The sequence below is a fragment of the Nisaea sp. genome (genome assembly GCF_040217065.1).
Classification (GTDB): Bacteria; Pseudomonadota; Alphaproteobacteria; order Thalassobaculales; family Thalassobaculaceae; genus Nisaea.
The window spans coordinates 680,647-698,421 of sequence record NZ_JAVJNX010000009.1 but is presented as its reverse complement, the minus strand read 5'-3'; the positions used below and the strand labels follow the sequence as shown (position 1 = coordinate 698,421).

Sequence of the window (17,775 nt, the reverse complement as noted above, 5' to 3'; positions counted from 1 at the left end):
TGAAACATACCGGGCGCTTCACGGCGCTTGTCCTACACACTGGCTGGTGTCACCATTCGGCATCGTCTGCTGAAGCTGTGTAAGACCCGTTGGACGATCGTTCAGGATGACTTGGTAATGGCGACTTACGTACTGGTTCATGGAGCATGGCACGGTGGCTGGTGCTGGCGGCGGGTCGCGGATCGGCTGCGTGCAGCTGGGCATGATGTTTACACGCCGACCCTGACGGGACTTGCCGACCGCTCGCATCTGCTGTCTCCGTCGGTCAGGCTCCAGACCCACATTCTCGATGTCGCCAACCTGTTGGTCTGGGAGGATCTGGAGTCCGTGATCCTGTGCGGGCATTCCTATGGCGGCATGGTGATCACCGGCGCCGCGGACCGGGAAGCATCCAGGATCAAGTCGCTTGTCTATGTCGATGCCTTTGTCCCTTCCGATGGGGAAAGCGCAATGGACTTACGACCGCCCGACCGGGTCAAACTGGCGTTCGAGCAGATCCGCACCGTCGGTGAAAACTGGTGGATGCCGCCGACCCCGGCCGCCTCTTTTCGTGTAAACGAGGCGGATCAGGCTTGGGTCGATGCGAAGTGCACAAACTTCCCGATTTCCTGTTTCACGCAACCGGTCCGGCTGAGTGGTGCTGTGGACGGCATCTCGGACAGGTACTACGTCCGGGCGGGGGGCTATCAAGCACCCCAGTTCGATGCCTGTGTGGAGAAGTTGAGCGGAGCCGCGGGCTGGGAGGTGAGTACCTTGCCGTGCGGACATGACATCATGGTCGATATGCCAGACGAGCTGACTGCCTTGCTGGAAAAAGCCGACCGATAATGAACCTCCTCACGAGTATACAACGTTCCGATCCGACTTTGATCTGGCTGCCAAATCCGAAAAAGGTCTGCCAGGCAAAATGTCTTCTCGATGCAATCATGCCGCATTTACTGTTTCTTAGGTCCTATGCCCTAAGAATTACCAATACATGGTTGGCGGCGGTACGAGCCGTTTACTTCGGCCATTCGACGGGGCTGGAAAAAACCGCTGGACCAATTGATGAATGACCTCGATATAGCCGATCAGTTCAAGGCCTTCGACGCGCTGCATGACAGCGTGTTTCTGATTGATGCCGGTGGGCTTGTGGTCGCGGCGAACACATCAGCGGTTGAAGTTCTCTGTCTGACGGCCATGCAGGTGATCGGCAGCCCGTTCACCAATTACTTTCCCGATTTCGACGCGCGGATTCCCGACGGGGATGGCGACGTTGTCGAGATTGCCGGGCGCCGAGGCGACGGGTCGGGGCTTCTCCTGGAAGGACGTTCTTCAGTCACATTCCGCAATGGCAGCAAATGCCGTCTGCTGGTTCTGCGTGACCGGCGCAGCAGAATCTCTCTGGAAGAGAAACTCGTGTGGGCCGCATTCAATGATCCGGCCACGAAACTGCCGAACCTGCTCGGGTTCTGCAGCCGGATCGGGCAGCGCATGCAAGCCGGAGATTGCCGCCTCGATGGGAGGGCAATGGTCATTGCTATCTCTCTCGGCCGACTCGGATTTTTTGCCGGCACGCTGGGCGAAGCCACCAGGTCCCGCATTGTCCGGGAAGCCGGGGATCGTTTGGGGCGGCTGAAGGCTGTCTCTGACATAGCCTTGCTTGATGATTCAACGCTTGGTGTCATGGTTTCAACAGAGAGCGGGCCGGACGATCTTACCGGCTTGGTCGAGAGTCTGCGGCTCTGCGTCGAGGTCAGCTATTCGCCGAGCGAGAACGCAGCCCGTATCGTCCCGCATTTCGGGATCAGCCGGATCACGGATCCGGGTCTTGATCCGGAGGACATTGTGCGGAAGGCCCGTTTTGCCCTGAATGCGGCCTTGCAGAAAGCGATCGGCAGCGCCGAGATCTACGAGGACGAGACTCACCGCGAAGCCGTCCGCCATCTGGTCGTTGAGCATGATCTCCGGCGCGCGATATTCGAGCGGAAGGAAGAATTTTGGCTGGCTTACCAGCCGAAGGTGGACTGCAAAACAGGAGCTATCGCCGGGCTTGAGGCCCTGTTGCGCTGGAACCACCCGAAGCGGGGACTTGTCGGACCCAACGAATTTCTACCGATTGCGCGACAGGCCGGGATCGCTTCGGATCTGACATTCATTGTGCTCGAACGGCTTGTCGCGCAGATCAAGGATTGGCAGTCGGCCGGGATTAAGAATGTTCCCGTGGCTTTCAATATCGAAGCGGAAGATGTTCGTGAGAACAAGCTTATCCCGTTTCTGACGGATCTGCTTGGAGATGCGAATCTGCCGCCCGGCGCGCTGGAGTGCGAACTGACCGAGACCAGCATCGTTGCTGATCTCCGGGCCGCGAAACAGCTGTTTGACAAGCTTGGCGAAATGGGAGTGCCTACGGCGGTCGATGACTTCGGAACGGGCTATTCTTCCCTGGTGCATATCATCGACTTGCCGATCAGTGTCGTGAAGATTGACCGTTCCTTTGTGCAGACGATGGAGACGAGCAAAGGCAGCAATGCGATCGTGCAGGCCATCGTTGCCATGACGAAGGCCATGGGCGCTGTCTGCGTTGCAGAAGGCGTTGAAACAATGAAACAATTCACCGATATTCGAAATCATGGTTGCGATTTGGCCCAGGGCTATCTGTTCGATAAGCCTCTGGCTCCTGAAGCCGTAGCGGTCCGGTTGCTGGAAATGCGGTCTTACGGCAAACAGATCGAGCAGGACATGGCAGTGCTTGTCTGATGTCTCGCCGGCACGCACCTTGATGCTGTTTTTGGACCTGAGAAGCCAGCGGATATCCTGGCGAGCGTCCCTTATCGGACAGCTGCGAGGTTGTGGCGTTGTCTAAAGACGGAAATCAAAAGCCGGGGGCTGAACCCGGGACGGGGAAACCCACGGCAGTTTCCGCAAGTCCGCGTGCCAAAACGGAAGGTATTGATTTTTCGTACTTTCTTTGGCTGGCAACGGTGGCTACCGCAATTCTTGCCTCCGTCAGTATGTTGATGGCTGGCGGACTGTTGTTGTTGAACTACGTTTTCGAGTTGGTTTTTTCAGCGCCGCTCGTCGGCGGAGCGAATTATACCGGGATCATGCGTGTGACCGGTGTCTTTGCTTGCATGTCCGTTCTGGCTCACGCGCTGCGACTCCGTATGGCGGCTGTGGCGAACTCCACACAGGCTATCCCATTCCCGGACGAGATTGTCGCGACGCCAAACACTGGGGACCCGGCTGTCGACAAGTTTGAGTGTGTGGGCCGGGTGCTGATCTTTGTTCGCGATACCGAAATCGCCGATATCATTCTCGCAAACCGCTCTCAGATTGCCGAGGCGTTGTCTGGAGCGCTCTCGCTGGCGATCAGCGATCCTGTGGTGCGATATTCAAAAGAAAGGATTGAGCACACGCTTCGGATGGGGCTCGGTAATCTTTTGCCGCTCAAGAGCGTGTCTGCCATCGGGCTTACCGAGCTCCGCCATCGGCCCCGTTCGAGCCGATGACAGGATAGGGCTGGACGATGTCTTGCGCATGTAGGGCGCGATGCCAGGTGTCAGGAGAAATCCCGTGGATCATCCATAAGCACATGGTCGGGATTGAGCGGTCCAAGCATGGCGTTTTCAAGGTTGGTCGCCCGCAGGTTCGTTTTCTGGATGCGACCGGCTCTTGCGCCGTAGCCGGTGCTGATCGGCGCCGGTTGGATGATGGCATCCGTCAGGTCCGCTTGCCTTAGGTTGCAGCCCCAAAGGCTCGCGCCGGAGAGATTGCAGCCGCGCAGGCTGGCCATCTCGAAGTCTGAGTTCGTAAGGTTGGCCAGGATCAGCAGCGATCCGTTGAATTGGGCGCCACGAAAACTCACCCCGCGCATCTGAGCGCCGCTGAGATTGAGATTTCTCAGATCTGCATTGTCGAGATTGGAGCCGTCCAGGTCTGCACGCGCACCCCGGGCGCCGCCGGTGGATACCCAGAAATCATGCTCGATGAGCTGGCGGTGCAACTCGACCGACAGCGGGTCCATGGCCGCGTGCAACCGGGCGCTGGCCATGTCGACCCCCGCGAGGTTGGTATCCTTTATCCGGGCCCCGATCATATTAGCGCCCAGGACCAGGGCGTTCATGAGATTGGCGCCACTCAGGTCGGCCCCGGTCGCAATCGAGTCAGTGAGATCTGCGGCGTCGAGAGCGGCGCCGACCAGCTTGGCGTTCCGCAGTGTGGCGCCGCACAATTTGGCCCGGGAAAGAGTGGTGCCCTCAAGGTTGGCGCCGGACAGGTCTGCATTTTCCAGGATCGCGCCGGACAGGTCCGCCCGTTCCATGTTGGCGTGATGAAGCTTTGCGTGCGACAGATTGAGCGCCGTAGCGTCATTTTCGACGCCGGACCATTCCGCTTCCATCACGCGCCCCCTTGTGCGGGACAGGTTCGCCCCGCGCATGTCGGCGCCAGTGAAGTCGACAGAGGCGATGACCGCAGAGGTGAAATTCGTTTTTTCCAGGGTTGCGTTGCGGAGGTTCGCCGACATCAGGTCGGCGCCGGTCAGGTCAGCTCCGGAGAGGTCGGCACCTTCCAGGTTCGCACCCTGAAGGTTTGCCCCGCGCAGCAAGATATTCCGCATCATTTTGCTGCGGAAATCGCTACCGAACAGGTTCGTTTCCGAAAGATCCGCTGGTCTTCCGCGCGTCGGATCCTCCAGCCACAACATGTGCTGGAGCAGGGCGGATTCCAGAGATTCTTTCGAGATGTATTGAAGCGAGCTCATGCTCTTTATACTACGCCGCCCTGTTTAAGAGTTCGTTAAAGAATGCTGCCAGATCCGATTGCCTGTCGGATGTATCCGGCGCTGGACGGTGGCCCGTAGCACCGGCATAAAGATCTCTGTTCGGCGAATTTGAGGAAGTGGGGCTGGTCGTGGCGATTAACAAGATCGTTCAGGCGCGCGCGGAGGCGGTGTCCGGTGTGAAGGACAACAGTACTGTCTTGATTTCAGGGTTCGGCGCAGCCGGCGTGCCGACCGATCTCATCCATGCGCTGCTCGACCAGGGCGCCCGTGATCTGACGGTGGTTTCCAACAATGCCGGGACCGGGGATCATGGGCTTGCCGCTCTGCTGAAAGAGGGCCGCGTGCGCCGGATCGTCTGTTCATATCCGCGATCGGCCGGTTCGATTGCCTTCGACGAGCTCTATGCCGCGGGCCAGATCGAACTGGAGCTGGTGCCGCAGGGAACGCTCAGCGAACGTATGCGCGCCGCCGGCGCCGGGATCGCTGGTTTTTACACCCCGGTCGGTGTTGGAACACAGCTCGCGGCGGGCAAGGAAGTCCGGGAGATCGACGGGCGGGAATATGTCCTGGAATACGCACTGAAAGGTGATGTGGCGCTGGTCCAGGCCGAAAAGGCCGACCGTTGGGGCAATCTTGTCTACAACAAGTCGGCGCGGAATTTCGGCCCGGTCATGGCGACCGCTGCCGACCTGACCATCGTGGAGGCCCGGCATATTGTCGATCTCGGTGAGATCGATCCGGAAATCGTCGTTACACCGGGTATTTACGTTGATCGTGTATTCCACGTTCCGGCCGCCGCCGTGGCCGCCTGACGGCGGCCACGTTCGAGGTTGGAAGTCTTAGGCCTTGCGAGCCTGCTTGCGGCAGGCCACCAGATGTTCGATGGCCTTGGTTACACCGCCTGGCGTGTAGGGCACGTTCAGGTAAGCGAACGTGGCTTCCACGCTTGCCAGCGCGCCATATAGCATCGGCTCGTTCATCTCGCCCATATGGCCGATCCGGAAGGCCTTACCGCTCAGATTGCGCAACCCGCCGCCGAGCGCGCATTGAAAGTCGTCCCGGCAAACATCGCGGATCCTGGTGCTGTCGATGCCTTCCTTGAGCAGGATCGTCGTCACGCCGTCAGCCTGTTCTTGCGGGTTGATGGCGTTCAGTTCCATGGCGCCGGCCTGTCCCCAATGCGCGACCGCAAGCCGGGTTGCCTGTGCGAGCCGCCTGTGCCGGGCGAAGACGTTTTCCAGGCCTTCCTCAAGCAGCATGTCGAGCGATGCGCGCAATCCGAACAGCTGGGTCTGCGGGCTGGTGCCGCAGAAGGTGCGGTAGCTTTCGGAAGCCATGCGCAGGGACCAGTCCCAGTAGCGGCGCTGGGAGGTCGCGATCTTGTGCGCTTCCAGGGCTTTCGGCGAGGCGGTGACGAAGCCGAGGCCGGGCGGCATCATCAGGCCCTTCTGCGAGGCGCTGACTGCAACGTCGACGCCCCATTCGTCCATCCGGAAATCCGTAACGCCGAGGGTCGGGATCGTGTCGACAAAGAGCAGGGCAGGGTGGCCTGCGTCGTCCATTGCCTTCCGGATTGCCGCGACATCACAGGTGACACTGGTTGCGGTATCCGTCTGGATGACCAGGACACCTTTGATCTCGTGGCTCTTGTCGGCGGCAAGCCGGTCCCGGATCTTGCTCGGGTCAATCGCCTGACGCCAATCGCCCTTGATCGTCTCGGTGCGCATCTGCAGCGCTTCGGCCATTTCGCCCCAGCCGGTCGAGAAGTTGCCAAGTTCCGGCACCAGCAACAGGTCACCGGGGGACAGGGTATTGACCAGCGCGGCTTCCCAGGCGCCATGTCCGTTGGCGGCGTAGATGAACAGTTCATGCTCGGTCTTGAAGATCTTCTTCAGGTCCCTGAAGCAGGTCTCGATCATGGCGAGAGCGATAGGATCGCCGAGATCCATCGGGTTTCGAACCATTGCCTGCTGGACGCGCTCCGGCACATTCGTCGGGCCGGGGGTGTTGAGCAGGCTCCGACCGCGCTTGACGTCGTAACCAGACATATCCGTAGCTCCCTGTTTTTCCGTGCCAGAGCGCCGGACAGCGAGCTTTGCCCGGCATCAATCCGGCACTATCCACGTTTATATTTGGGTGATCCGTAAGGAATCCCGTCTATTCGGGACGTGCGAGCTGAGTTATATGGTCAGTCACGGAAAGCGGCAATACTTCAAAAGCAGGAGTCAGTCGCTATGGTATCGCAACAATTCGTTCGCATCTGGAGCAGCGATATGGTCATGGAAGCAGCGGTTCAGGATGTCGCAGTACAAAAACTGACGCGAAATCAGGTTGCCTGGCGTGCGGCTAACGAGATTCCGGACGGCAGCTACGTGAATCTGGGAATCGGCCAGCCGACGACATGCTCGAACTTCATTCCGGAAGATCGCGAGATTGTTCTGCATAGTGAAAATGGCATTCTCGGGGTCGGTCCGGCACCCGCGCCGGGGATGGAAGACCCGGAACTGATCAATGCGTCAAAAGACCCGATCACCCTGGTTCCGGGCGGCTCTTTCTTCGTGCATTCCGATGCTTTCGTGATGATTCGGGGTGGCCATATCGATCTCGCTCTGCTCGGCGCCTTCGAAGTCTCCGAGACGGGAGATCTTGCGAACTGGACGACGGAAAATCCGAAATTCCCGCCCGGTGTCGGCGGCGCCATGGATCTGGCGGCCGGCGCCAAGCAGGTCTGGGTCCTGACCGATCATGTCACCCGCAAGGGGGACCCGAAAATCGTCAAGAGCTGCAGCTACCCGCTGACGGCGAAACGGGTGGTGACGAAGATTTTCACCGATCTTGCGGTGATCGACGTGACCGATTCCGGACTGGTCGTCCGCGAGATGGTCGAGGGACTCACGCTTGAAGCGCTGCAGCAGCTGACCGAACCGAAACTCACTCTCGCACCCGATTGCGGCGTGCTGGCCGCACCGGCGGTCTGACCGCCGGCGTCTGCGGAGGATCTGCATTGGTTGACTCTCCCCGCATCCGCAGCTTCACTGCGTCGTCGTTTATGGCGGTATCTCTGCGCCTATCCTGGGGACGTTCCTAAGTTATGGATTCTGTTGAAATTCTGCCAGCGCGGGCGAGCGACAGGGAAGGCCTGACCGAGCTTGTGCGGGAGCTCAAGGATTTCGAACGATATCTCCATCAGGCCCGCCAGCCCGGGGAGCGGGTGGCCGCGGATCATGTTGATTATCTTGTCCAGTCCGCCGAAGAGGGCGCCGGGGCCATTTTCATCGCCTGGGTCGGTGCGGATATCGCCGGTTTCGTCGCCGGCTGGATGGCGCTCGACCAGGACCCATTGAATTTCCCGGAACTGGCCTCGCACGGCTACGTCTCCGATATCTTCGTGTTGCCCCGCTGGCGCGGCAAGGACATTGCCCAGCAGCTGCTTGGGGCGATTGAGACCCACCTCAGAAATCAGGGCGCCCGTCGGCTCCGCATTCATTCCTTGTCCCGCAATGCGGCGGCACTTGCCGCGTATCGGGGTTTCGGCTTTGATCCGATGGAAATCGTTCTGGAAAAACCACTCTGACACTCAAGCCAACAAGGCACGTCCGGACCGTCGCGGATTTCAATCGGCGGGTATAGGGAGGAATACATGGCACGCAAATCCTATGAGGAATTGCGGAGTTACCGCTGGTATGGGGTCGACGATCTGCGCTCGTTCGGGCATCGCTCCCGGGCCAAGCAGATGGGATATGCCCGCGAGGACTGGGCCGGAAAGCCGGTCATCGCGATCATCAATACATGGTCCGACATCAATCCCTGCCACACCCATTTCCGCGATCGCGCGGAAGAGGTGAAGCGCGGGGTCTGGCAGGCTGGCGGATTCCCGGTCGAGATGCCGGCGATCTCGCTCTCCGAGCCGTTCCAGAAGCCGACGACGATGATGTACCGCAACCTTTTGGCGCTGGAGACGGAAGAGCTGCTGCGCTCCTATCCCTGTGACGGGGCGGTGCTGCTCGGCGGTTGCGACAAGACCACGCCGGCGCTTTTCATGGGCGCGGCCAGCATGAACATTCCGGCGCTCTTCGTGCCCGCAGGCCCCATGCTGCGCGGGAACTGGCGCGGCAAGACCCTCGGATCCGGCAGCGATACCTGGAAGTACTGGGCCGAGCTGCGCGCCGGAAACATCACCGAGGATGACTGGGAAGAGATCGAGGACGGCATCGCCCGGACGCCCGGGACCTGCATGACGATGGGCACGGCGGCGACAATGATGTGTGCTGCAGAGGCCCTTGGTCTCACCCTTGCCGATGCGGGTTCCATCCCGGCGGCGGACAGCAATCATGCCCGGATGGCGAGCCGTTGCGGACGCCGGATCGTCGATATGGTCTGGGAGGACGTCAAACCGTCCGACATTTTCACCGAGAAAGCCTTCGAGAACGCGATCACCACGGTCATGGCCATGGGCGGCTCGACCAATGCGGTGGTGCATCTGATCGCCATGGCCGGCCGCCTCGGCGTCGAACTTGACCTGGAGCGGTTCGACGAGATCTCCCGGCGCACGCCGTTTCTCGCCAATATCCGGCCGTCGGGCCAGTACCTGATGGAGGATTTCTTCTATGCCGGTGGCCTGGCAGGCCTGCTGAACGAGATCAAGGACATCCTGCATCTCGACTGCATGACCGTGAACGGCAAGACCCTCGGGGAGAATATCGAGGGCAAGGACATCCACAACGAGGATGTGATTCGGCGCCGCGGCAATGCAATGTCGGGCGAAGGCGGGCTTGCCGTGTTGCGCGGTAACCTTGCGCCGGGCGGGGCAATCATCAAGCATATTGCTGCCGATCCGGCCCTGCACACGCATACCGGACCGGCCGTGGTGTTCCGTGACTACAACGACATGGCGGCGCGGATCGACGATCCGGATCTGCCGGTGACGAAGGACTCGGTTCTGGTTCTGCAGAATGCAGGTCCCCAGGGCGGGCCGGGCATGCCGGAATGGGGCATGCTGCCGATCCCGAAGAAGCTGCTGCAGGACGGGGTGCGCGACATGGTGCGGATCTCGGACGCACGGATGAGCGGCACCAGCTACGGCACCTGCGTGCTGCATGTGGCACCGGAAAGCTTCGTGGGCGGTCCGCTGGCCCTTGTCCGGGATGGGGACATGATTGCCCTCGATATTCCGGGGCGTACGCTGGAATTGCTTGTGGATGAGGCGGAACTCGCGACCCGGAAGGCCGCCTGGAAAGCCCCGGAAGCGAAATTCGCGCGCGGGTTCGGGGCGATCTACGCGGCACACATCACCCAGGCTGACAAGGGCTGCGACTTTGATGTGCTGGAAGGGACAGCGCCGACTCCGGAACCGGAAATCCACTAGAAATATGCATATTTTCCGGTGACACGTTCGTAAATGCTGACATCGTCATTCCGTAAGAGAGGCAATCCCGTGCGCTGCCGGGCTTGCGCCAAGCCGCTATGTCCGGAAGTATATGTTCCGAGATAGCGTCCCATCTTCTGGGGCGTCGTCACGAAAGCGGTCATAAGGCCGCGCCAAATGGGAGGAAATTATGAAGCATGTCTTGAAGGCAGCGCTGGTCGCTGTCCCGTTGGCCTTTGCGGGCACTGCCGCGAACGCCGATACCTTTGTCCGCATGGTGTCCGGCCCGGCTGGCGGTTCCTGGTATCCGCTGGGCGCAAAAATCATGCAGGTGCTCGGCGACGAAGTGCCCGGTATCTCGACCTCCAGCACATCCGGCGGAGGCATTTCCAACTTGAAGGCCGTTGATGGCGGCGATGCGGAAATCGGCTGGTCATACGCGCACACGTCTTACAACGGCTTTGTCGGACGCGGAAAATTCACCAGCAAGCATGAGAATATCCGCCACTTCGCAACCCTTTATCCGGCAACTTTCCAGGTTGCGGTGCGGGCCGATTCCCCGATCAAGACCTTTGAAGACATGAAGGCCGCCAACATCAGCCCGGGCAAGGCCGGCTGGACCGGCACCGCCTTCGCCGAGTCAATCCTGTCGGCCTACGGTTTCGACTTTGCCAAGATCAAGGAAAACGGCGGTACGGTTCATTATGTGAGCTACACCGAGTCCGTTGCACTCATGAAAGACGGCCACGTCGATGTCTTTATGGCGGCAACCTCGGTGCCGCAGGCGTCCTTCATTGAACTGCAGCACAGCCCGGGTATCCGTTTCATCGGTCTGTCCGACGACAAGTTGAAGCAGATCCTGAATGACAATCCGGGTTTCATCACCGGCTCAATTCCGCAGGCTGCATATGAAGGCCTGTCCGGCGACGTCCCGTCTCTCGGCATCGTCACCAACATGGTGGTGAGCAAGGACCTGCCGGACGAAACCGTTTACCTGATGTGCAAGTCCTTCTGGAAAAATCATGCCGCCTTCGCCGAAGTGAAGAAGGTATGGAACAGCGTGAAGCTGGAGAACGCTCTGAACGGCGCGGCTATCCCGGTCCATCCGGGTGCGCAGAAGTGCTATGACGAGCTTGGTGTCAAAACCACCAGTTGAAGCTGACTCTTTTGCGTGGACCGGGCGGCGCCCCGGTCCACGATCTTCTTTCAGAACATCGGACCGATCATGAGCGAAACCAGCCAGCCCGCGCCGGCAGGGCGCTTAGAGTACGATGAGATCAAGGATTACTCTTTCCTTGAAGAGCTTCTCGTCTCCAAGCGCGTAAACCTGACTTACATCGTCACGCTCGTTTGCTGCACCATCAGCATCGCGCTGGCACTGTTTCATCTCTATGTCGCGCTGTTCGGCACGCCGGAGGGACGGTCCTTCCGATCCGTCCATTTGACGGTGATGCTGACGCTGGCAATCCTGATCAATCCGCTCTTCCGCAAGAGCCACAAGGAGCCGATCCTGCTCCCGGACGATCCACGCAACATCCTGCGGGCGGCCGGCTTCGGTATCGATCTGGTGCTCGTCGGACTGGTGATCGCCGCTCAGGTCTGGACACTCTTGGATATCGACGCCTTTCATATGCGTCTGGGCTCCAAGGAGCCGGTGGATATGTTCTTCGGCGGGATCCTGATCGCGCTGGTGCTGGAAGGGACCCGGCGCGCGGTCGGTCTCGCGATGGTCTGCGTCACCGGATTTTTTGTCGTCCACACCCTTTATTCGCACTATTTCTTCGGGATCTTCTACGGGCCGCCGACCCGTTTCTCGAAATATATCGACACCATGTTCATGAGCAGCAATGGCGTCTTCGGCATTCCGCTGCATGTGGCGGCGACCTACATCGTGCTCTTCATCGTTTTCGGCGGCATCCTGATCAGATCGGGTGCGGGACGCTTCTTCATCGACCTGGCGGTCGCCCTTACCGGGCACCGCATCGGCGGACCGGCCAAGGCCGCAACCCTTTCGAGCGCCTTCATGGGGACGGTTTCCGGCTCCGCCGTTGCCAATGTGGTGACGACCGGATCCTTCACCATCCCGCTGATGAAGAAGACCGGCTATCGCGCGAAATTTTCCGCGGCAGTGGAGGCCTGCGCGTCTTCCGGCGGCCAGATCACACCACCGATCATGGGAGCGGCCGCCTTCATCATCGCGGAGAATCTGCAGGTCAGCTATTTCACGGTGATTGTCGCGGCAGCGATTCCGGCCTTCCTCTATTTCGTGACCGTCTATTTCATGGTCCATCTCGAAGCGGAAAAGCATGGCATTCAGGCCATCCCGGCGGAGCGACTGCCGCAGGCCTGGGAAGTGTTCAAGGGCGGTTGGCATCTGCTGCTCTCGCTGGCCATCCTGATTGCCTTCCTGATGGTGGGCTACACGCCAATGAAGTCGGCCTTCTGGGGCATTCTCAGCCTCATAGCGCTGAGTTTCATCAACAAGAACACCCGGATGAGTCCGGTCGATATTCTCTCGGCCTTTGAATCCGGTGTTCGGTCGACCGTCGCGGTGTCGGTGGCCTGCGCCTGTGCCGGGATCATCATCGGCTCGATCTTCGCGTCCGGCTTCGGCCTGAAATTCACCCAGTCGGTGATCGAGATGTCCGGTGGAAATCTGGCGCTGCTGCTGACCATGACAGCTGTCGCTGCGATTCTGCTTGGGATGGGGATGACGACGACTGCCGTCTATATCACTGTCGCGGCGCTGATCGTGCCGTCCCTCGAAAAGATCGGCGTGCATCCGATCGCCGCGCACATGTTCGCGTTCTACTTCGGCGTGGTGTCGACCATCACGCCGCCGGTGGCACTGGCGGCCTTCGCGGCGGCGGCGATTGCGCGAACGCCGCCGATGGCAACCGCCTTCGAGGCGTCAAAGGTGGGAATCGCGAAATACCTGGTGCCCTTTGCTTTCGTCTATAACCCTTCCTTGCTGGTCGAGGGACCGACCTGGATGACGATCCTTTCGACCGCTCTGGTGCTGTTCGGGCTCTGGGTGCTGTCGTTCGGGCTCGAAGGCTGGTGCCGGGGGCGGGTCGGCCCCTTACAACGCGCGGTATTCCTGGTGTCGGCCCTGTTCCTGATGGTGCCGGTCACAGCCAGCCCGTTCGATATCCCCGGCGTTCTCATTGTTGGTGTCGGGCTGGTCGCTTCCGGATCGATCTATGCCTGGCGGCGGATCGTTCCGGTCAGTCAGCCGGCCGGTTAGGAGAGTTGCGATGAATGAGATTTTTCTCGGCAAGGCACGGCACTGGCTTCTTTTCGTCGTCGTTGCCGTATGTTTCTGGCTGACCGGCATCTACCACCTGCATGTCAGTGAATTTAACATTTTCGTCGGCATCACCATGGCACTGGCTGTGATGCTGGTTTTTTCGGTGATCGTCGATTACCGTCCGGGCGACCGCGTCACGCGTGAGGAACTGCCTGAACCCGACGGCGACTAGGCTGGATGGACAGAAAATCAGGGCCGCGCCGTGCGCGGCCCTTTTTGTATGCGGAGAGACGATGACCGACTTCGAAAACTTCGACGAACGCGACGCCGCAAGCTACGGCTACTGGATCGAGGAGAAGATCCGCTTCGCCGATCTGGATCCGGTCGGCCATGTGAACAATAACGCGATCGGCGTTTATCTCGAGTCCGCCCGTGTTTCGCTTTTTGCCGATGCCGCCGGCGAGATGTATGGCGGCAACCGGGGCGGTTTCTCCTGGGTGGTGGCCCGGATCGAGGTCGATTACCTGAAAGAGATGCATTATCCGGGGCAGGTCCGCGTCGGCACCCGGATCGAGAAGCTGGGCAACAGCTCCCTCGTCATGCGTCAGGCCATCGTGTTCGACGGTGATGTTGTCGGACTCGCCCGCGTTGTCGGTGTCTGCTTCGATTTGCAGGCGCGGAAATCGATGCCGATTCCGGATCATGTCCGGGCGGGTCTGACGAAACTCGCCGGTCCGATTGTCGCGGCCTGAGCTCTCACATCAATGCGTCAAAGCTCCATCCGGCGGCGAGCGAGCCGGCAAGGGCGACGAACAGGTAGAGCAGGAACGGCTTCAGCTTCAGGACCGGCAGGACGGCCATGGCCCCGTAGATGCTGACGACGCCTCCCGAAACCAGGAACCCCATGGCCGCGCCGGGTGACATGCCGTGGTCCAGCAAGGACCGCGTCAGGGGCAGGGCGGCGAAACCGTCGAGATAGAGCGGCCCGCCGATCAGCACGGCCAGGGGGATCGACCACCAGTTTCCCGACCCGACATAGGCGGACAGGGCTTCCGGCGTCAGCAGATAGCCGAGCAGATGTTCCATGGCGAAGGCCGGTATCAGGCAGATCAGGACGAGACGCGCCGTCGCCCGGATTTCGCGGTAGAAGCCCGCTCTCCTTTCCGCATGCTTCCATATCGCGAGGATGAAAGTGTCCGGCGGACAGATTCTGCCAAGACCGCCGACGATCGCATTATCCCGCAATGCCTCAACGGCCCATGGCCTGTGTGCCAGCAGCGCCGTCAGGCTTCCCCCGGCCAGTCCGATGCAGAAGGCGGCAAGCGTTTTTCCGACGGCGAATTCCACGCCGAGCGTGGCGGCCGTCGTGGCCAGCATGGCCGGGTCTGTGACCGGCGAGGACAGCCAGAACGCCATGACGGGTGCGAGCGGGACACCGCCGGCGAGGAGGCCGATCATCAGGGGCAGGACCGTGACACCGCAGACCGGCGTGACCGCGCCGATTGCGGAAGCAACCAGAACCGTTCGGTGAATGTTGCCCCTGAATATCTCGGATACCCGCCCACTGGCCCCACTGGCCCGGACCCAGGCCGAAAGCAGCACGCCGGGAATGACGAGGGGAGAAACCTCCAGCAGGCTCCAGCCAACGAAATGCAGCGTGGCGAGGCTGCGTTCCGGAAAAATCAGCGCGAGGCACAGCAATGCGGCCAATGCCGCACCAAGGGCCGAAATGGCGCGGCGTTTCGTGGCCGGGGCGGTGGGGACGCAATCGCTCATCGGGGCGACTCCTGTCTATGTTGACGGACAGATTGTTGCTTGAAGCGAAATTTGAAAAATGAATAATATGAAATCGAGATATTCAATTTATCGATGGATGTGAATGCCCCATCTTGAGAGCGACCTGCTGCGTACGTTCCTGGCGATCAGTGACGCGGGCAGTTTTGTTGGCGGCGCGGCGCGGATCTACCGGTCCCAGTCCGCCGCAAGCACCCAGATTGCCAAGCTTGAGACCCTGCTCGGGGCCAGTGTGTTCGACCGTCATGGTCGTGGCGTGCGTCTGACGGCAACAGGTGAGAAGCTGGAGCCGGTGGCGCGGGGGGTGGTGCGACAGCTCGATGAAACCCTGGCCGAGCTGACGGGGAATGCGCTCTCGGGCAGTTTACGGGTCGGTATTCCCGACGATGATCGCGCGGGACGGCTGTCCCGTGTGGTGGCCGACTTTTCCCGCAGCTATCCCGGTGTGGAACTGAGCGTGCATTGCACCTTCAGCGCGGGTTTTCCGAAGGCTCTGGCCCAAGGCCGCCTTGATCTTGCAGTGCATGAGGTTGGCTGCGTCGGCCCGGGGATGGAGCAGCTCTCTGCCGAGCCCATGGCCTGGGCGGGGTCGGCTGCTCATTCCGTGCAGTGTGACGACCCGCTGCCGGTCGCTCTCTTTGACCGTGATTGCTGGTGGCGGGACATGGCGATCTCGTCGCTGCGGGACAGCGGCCGCCGCTATCGCATTGTCTATTCCAGCGAAACCGCCGTCGGCGTGGCTGCGGCTATCCGTGCCGGGATTGCCGTGGGGGTTCTGAACCGCTCGGCAATCCAGAACGGCCTGGTAGCGCTTTCGCCCGCAGAAGGCTTTCGGGACCTGCCGCCGTCTTTTCTGGTTATAGAACAGGCGGCAGGTGCCGACCCGGCACTGTGTGCCGCGATGAGCGACAGTCTGCGCCGCGCCTTCGCCCGCACATGATCGATGATGCTCAGTTGACGGGAGTCAGCAATTCCTCCCCGGAAAAGAAGGCCTTGATGTTGTCATAAACGAGCATGCCCATGGCCATGCGGGTGTCGTGTGTGGCACTGGCGATATGCGGAGTCAGCACCACGTTTTCTGTCATTGCGAACAACTCTTCCGGCACATTTGGTTCGTCCGGATAGACGTCGAGAGCGGCCGCGCCCAGTCTGCCGTCCTTCAGACAGGCAATCATGGCAGCCGTATCGACGACGGAACCCCGGGCGACATTGACCAGTAATCCATCCTTGCCAAGGGCCTCTATCACGGTCTCGTTGATTAGGCCTTCGGTGGCCTTTCCGCCCGGTGTGATCACGATCAGGATTTCGGAGTCACGCGCCATCTCGACCAGGTCGGGGTAATACCTGTAGGGAACGTCCGGCTTCAAGGCGCGGTTGTGATAGCCGATTTCCATCTTGAAGGCGGCACAGCGGGCTGCAATCTCTGCCCCGATCCGGCCAAGGCCGACGATGCCGACCTTTGAGTGATGTACTTTTTGCGTGAACTGGAAATGGCCGGCCGGCCATTTACCGGCACGAGTGAATGCGTCGGCAAGGGGCAACTTGCGGCGTCCCGAAATGGTCAGGCCGAGAGCGAGATCCGCGACGCAATCGTTCAGCACGTCCGGAGTGTTTGTCACCTTGATCCCGCGCTCCGTTGCAGCATCCACCGCAATCCCGTCGTAGCCGACGCCGAAATTCGCGATCAGCTTCAGGTTGGGGAACCGGGAGACCATCTCCCTGTCGCAGCCCTGAAAGGTTGCAATGGCATCGATCTTGTCTGCGATCTTGGCGAGGAAGGCCGGTTTGTCATCAGCCTTGTGCAGGTGATGCACGACCGCAATCTCGTCCAGTCGGTCCAGTGCGCGCTGATAATAGGGCACAATTGTCAGAACATTCGGTTTGCCGCCCATGGATCGGGGTCCTTTCGGCTTTTAATCGTTCCAGGCTTCAGAAAGCAGAGCCCGGTTGTTTCAGGAATTCCTGCTCAGCGACGGTGCTTTCGCGCCCCAGAACGTCATTCCGGTGCGGAAAGCGCCCGAACCGGGCGATGATGTCCCGGTGGCGCATGGCGTAATCAGTCAAGCTGGCATTGCCGAGGGTCTCGAAAAGGGCAACGCTCCGCTCCTGGTCGGCAAGCTCTTCGCTATGTTCGAACGGCAGATACAGGAACGCTTTCTCCCTGTCTGGAATATCCTGGTCGTAACCGCCCGCGAGGGCCTTGGCGGCTGCGGCACGGGCCTTCGCATCGGCGGCGAAAGCCTTGCCCGATCCGCGGTGAATGTTCCGGGTAAACTGATCGAGCAGCAGGATGTAGGCGAGGGCGCCGCGTGGCGTGTCCAGCCACTCCTCCAGCTCTCCCCGGGACGCGGCTTCGACGAGTGCGCCGAACCGTTCCCGGATCTGCCGGTCGAATTCCGGGTCTTTTTCAAACCACTGCTTCTCGGAAGATTCCTCGAACCAGAAGCTGTGTATCTGATCAATGTCATGCATAAGTGATGTTGGTTCCGCTCCGTTGAAGGGGAACGATAAACCGGCGATGCATGGAAGGTAAATGCGCTGGATTTCCGCCTCGCGGATATCCAGATGATGACAGGACCGAACCCGCCATGGAACAGTGCG

At 60.4% G+C, this 17,775-nt stretch carries 17 protein-coding genes; 12 read left to right on the top strand and 5 right to left on the bottom strand.

Features of this window, described 5'->3' with window-relative positions; translation table 11 throughout:
* Positions 1-117: 117 nt before the first annotated feature.
* The 3 genes from RH950_RS15635 to RH950_RS15625 all read left to right on the top strand — a co-directional run bounded on the left by RH950_RS15635 (position 118) and on the right by RH950_RS15625 (position 3,491).
* Positions 118-828, top strand: coding sequence for an alpha/beta fold hydrolase (locus RH950_RS15635; RefSeq protein WP_350058377.1), 711 nt, complete (start codon positions 118-120; stop codon positions 826-828).
* 219 nt (positions 829-1,047) lie between these two features.
* Positions 1,048-2,739, top strand: a complete 1,692-nt coding sequence (locus RH950_RS15630) for a putative bifunctional diguanylate cyclase/phosphodiesterase (RefSeq protein WP_350058375.1) — start codon at positions 1,048-1,050, stop codon at positions 2,737-2,739.
* Positions 2,740-2,837: 98 nt separating this feature from the next.
* Entirely contained in the window at positions 2,838-3,491 is a 654-nt protein-coding gene (locus RH950_RS15625) for a hypothetical protein (protein ID WP_350058373.1), read from the top strand.
* A 50-nt stretch (positions 3,492-3,541) separates the two neighbouring features.
* Here RH950_RS15625 and RH950_RS15620 read toward each other — a convergent pair whose 3' ends face one another.
* Positions 3,542-4,744 carry a pentapeptide repeat-containing protein gene (locus RH950_RS15620; RefSeq protein ID WP_350058371.1) on the bottom strand — a complete coding sequence of 401 codons (1,203 nt, stop codon included), beginning with the start codon at positions 4,742-4,744 and terminating at the stop codon, positions 3,542-3,544.
* A gap of 149 nt (positions 4,745-4,893) precedes the next feature.
* Here RH950_RS15620 and RH950_RS15615 point away from each other — a divergent pair, with 149 nt between their 5' ends.
* Positions 4,894-5,577 carry a 3-oxoacid CoA-transferase subunit A gene (locus tag RH950_RS15615; protein ID WP_502889793.1) on the top strand — a complete coding sequence of 228 codons (684 nt, stop codon included), beginning with the start codon at positions 4,894-4,896 and terminating at the stop codon, positions 5,575-5,577.
* Between the two features lie 27 nt (positions 5,578-5,604).
* On the opposite strand, the gene RH950_RS15610 is transcribed toward RH950_RS15615, so the two are convergent.
* Positions 5,605-6,813: a pyridoxal-phosphate-dependent aminotransferase family protein gene (locus RH950_RS15610; RefSeq protein WP_350058369.1), complete on the bottom strand. Its 1,209-nt coding sequence runs from the start codon at positions 6,811-6,813 to the stop codon at positions 5,605-5,607.
* Positions 6,814-7,038: 225 nt separating this feature from the next.
* Between RH950_RS15610 and RH950_RS15605 the strand changes: the two genes are divergently transcribed.
* The 7 genes from RH950_RS15605 to RH950_RS15575 all read left to right on the top strand — a co-directional run bounded on the left by RH950_RS15605 (position 7,039) and on the right by RH950_RS15575 (position 14,132).
* On the top strand, positions 7,039-7,743 hold the full coding sequence (locus tag RH950_RS15605; protein ID WP_502889792.1) for a 3-oxoacid CoA-transferase subunit B: 705 nt from the start codon (positions 7,039-7,041) through the stop codon (positions 7,741-7,743).
* A gap of 113 nt (positions 7,744-7,856) precedes the next feature.
* Positions 7,857-8,339 (top strand): GNAT family N-acetyltransferase, encoded by a 483-nt coding sequence (locus tag RH950_RS15600; protein WP_350058367.1) that lies wholly within the window; start codon positions 7,857-7,859, stop codon positions 8,337-8,339.
* Positions 8,340-8,405: 66 nt separating this feature from the next.
* Entirely contained in the window at positions 8,406-10,130 is a 1,725-nt protein-coding gene (araD, locus tag RH950_RS15595) for an L-arabinonate dehydratase (RefSeq protein WP_350058365.1), read from the top strand.
* A gap of 190 nt (positions 10,131-10,320) precedes the next feature.
* Positions 10,321-11,286, top strand: a complete 966-nt coding sequence (locus tag RH950_RS15590; protein ID WP_350058363.1) for a TAXI family TRAP transporter solute-binding subunit — start codon at positions 10,321-10,323, stop codon at positions 11,284-11,286.
* A gap of 69 nt (positions 11,287-11,355) precedes the next feature.
* Entirely contained in the window at positions 11,356-13,377 is a 2,022-nt protein-coding gene (locus RH950_RS15585; protein ID WP_350058361.1) for a TRAP transporter permease, read from the top strand.
* Between the two features lie 10 nt (positions 13,378-13,387).
* On the top strand, positions 13,388-13,612 hold the full coding sequence (locus tag RH950_RS15580; protein WP_350058359.1) for a hypothetical protein: 225 nt from the start codon (positions 13,388-13,390) through the stop codon (positions 13,610-13,612).
* A gap of 61 nt (positions 13,613-13,673) precedes the next feature.
* Positions 13,674-14,132, top strand: a complete 459-nt coding sequence (locus RH950_RS15575) for an acyl-CoA thioesterase (protein WP_350058357.1) — start codon at positions 13,674-13,676, stop codon at positions 14,130-14,132.
* Between the two features lie 4 nt (positions 14,133-14,136).
* Here the strand turns inward: RH950_RS15575 and RH950_RS15570 are convergent, their stop codons facing one another.
* Positions 14,137-15,156 (bottom strand): permease, encoded by a 1,020-nt coding sequence (locus tag RH950_RS15570; RefSeq protein ID WP_350058355.1) that lies wholly within the window; start codon positions 15,154-15,156, stop codon positions 14,137-14,139.
* Positions 15,157-15,259: 103 nt separating this feature from the next.
* Here RH950_RS15570 and RH950_RS15565 point away from each other — a divergent pair, with 103 nt between their 5' ends.
* Positions 15,260-16,114 (top strand): LysR substrate-binding domain-containing protein, encoded by an 855-nt coding sequence (locus RH950_RS15565; RefSeq protein WP_350058353.1) that lies wholly within the window; start codon positions 15,260-15,262, stop codon positions 16,112-16,114.
* A gap of 10 nt (positions 16,115-16,124) precedes the next feature.
* Here RH950_RS15565 and RH950_RS15560 read toward each other — a convergent pair whose 3' ends face one another.
* Together RH950_RS15560 and RH950_RS15555 are read right to left on the bottom strand one after the other, a co-directional pair.
* The gene (locus RH950_RS15560) at positions 16,125-17,066 is read right to left on the bottom strand and encodes a 2-hydroxyacid dehydrogenase (RefSeq protein WP_350058351.1); all 942 of its coding nucleotides are present in this window, start codon (positions 17,064-17,066) and stop codon (positions 16,125-16,127) included.
* 37 nt (positions 17,067-17,103) lie between these two features.
* Positions 17,104-17,646 carry a DUF924 family protein gene (locus tag RH950_RS15555; protein WP_350058349.1) on the bottom strand — a complete coding sequence of 181 codons (543 nt, stop codon included), beginning with the start codon at positions 17,644-17,646 and terminating at the stop codon, positions 17,104-17,106.
* Positions 17,647-17,775: the final 129 nt, after the last annotated feature.

What these genes read in the sequence shown, in the direction of transcription:
- araD (WP_350058365.1), top strand. Translation starts at nt 8,406, where the DNA reads ATGGCACGCAAATCCTATGAGGAATTGCGGAGTTACCGCTGGTATGGG.
- RH950_RS15590 (WP_350058363.1), top strand. Translation starts at nt 10,321, where the DNA reads ATGAAGCATGTCTTGAAGGCAGCGCTGGTCGCTGTCCCGTTGGCCTTT.
- RH950_RS15555 (WP_350058349.1), bottom strand. Translation starts at nt 17,646, where the DNA reads ATGCATGACATTGATCAGATACACAGCTTCTGGTTCGAGGAATCTTCC.
- RH950_RS15580 (WP_350058359.1), top strand. Translation starts at nt 13,388, where the DNA reads ATGAATGAGATTTTTCTCGGCAAGGCACGGCACTGGCTTCTTTTCGTC.
- RH950_RS15565 (WP_350058353.1), top strand. Translation starts at nt 15,260, where the DNA reads ATGCCCCATCTTGAGAGCGACCTGCTGCGTACGTTCCTGGCGATCAGT.
- RH950_RS15635 (WP_350058377.1), top strand. Translation starts at nt 118, where the DNA reads ATGGCGACTTACGTACTGGTTCATGGAGCATGGCACGGTGGCTGGTGC.
- RH950_RS15600 (WP_350058367.1), top strand. Translation starts at nt 7,857, where the DNA reads ATGGATTCTGTTGAAATTCTGCCAGCGCGGGCGAGCGACAGGGAAGGC.
- RH950_RS15585 (WP_350058361.1), top strand. Translation starts at nt 11,356, where the DNA reads ATGAGCGAAACCAGCCAGCCCGCGCCGGCAGGGCGCTTAGAGTACGAT.
- RH950_RS15610 (WP_350058369.1), bottom strand. Translation starts at nt 6,813, where the DNA reads ATGTCTGGTTACGACGTCAAGCGCGGTCGGAGCCTGCTCAACACCCCC.
- RH950_RS15570 (WP_350058355.1), bottom strand. Translation starts at nt 15,156, where the DNA reads ATGAGCGATTGCGTCCCCACCGCCCCGGCCACGAAACGCCGCGCCATT.
- RH950_RS15560 (WP_350058351.1), bottom strand. Translation starts at nt 17,066, where the DNA reads ATGGGCGGCAAACCGAATGTTCTGACAATTGTGCCCTATTATCAGCGC.
- RH950_RS15620 (WP_350058371.1), bottom strand. Translation starts at nt 4,744, where the DNA reads ATGAGCTCGCTTCAATACATCTCGAAAGAATCTCTGGAATCCGCCCTG.
- RH950_RS15605 (WP_502889792.1), top strand. Translation starts at nt 7,039, where the DNA reads ATGGTCATGGAAGCAGCGGTTCAGGATGTCGCAGTACAAAAACTGACG.
- RH950_RS15575 (WP_350058357.1), top strand. Translation starts at nt 13,674, where the DNA reads ATGACCGACTTCGAAAACTTCGACGAACGCGACGCCGCAAGCTACGGC.
- RH950_RS15630 (WP_350058375.1), top strand. Translation starts at nt 1,048, where the DNA reads ATGAATGACCTCGATATAGCCGATCAGTTCAAGGCCTTCGACGCGCTG.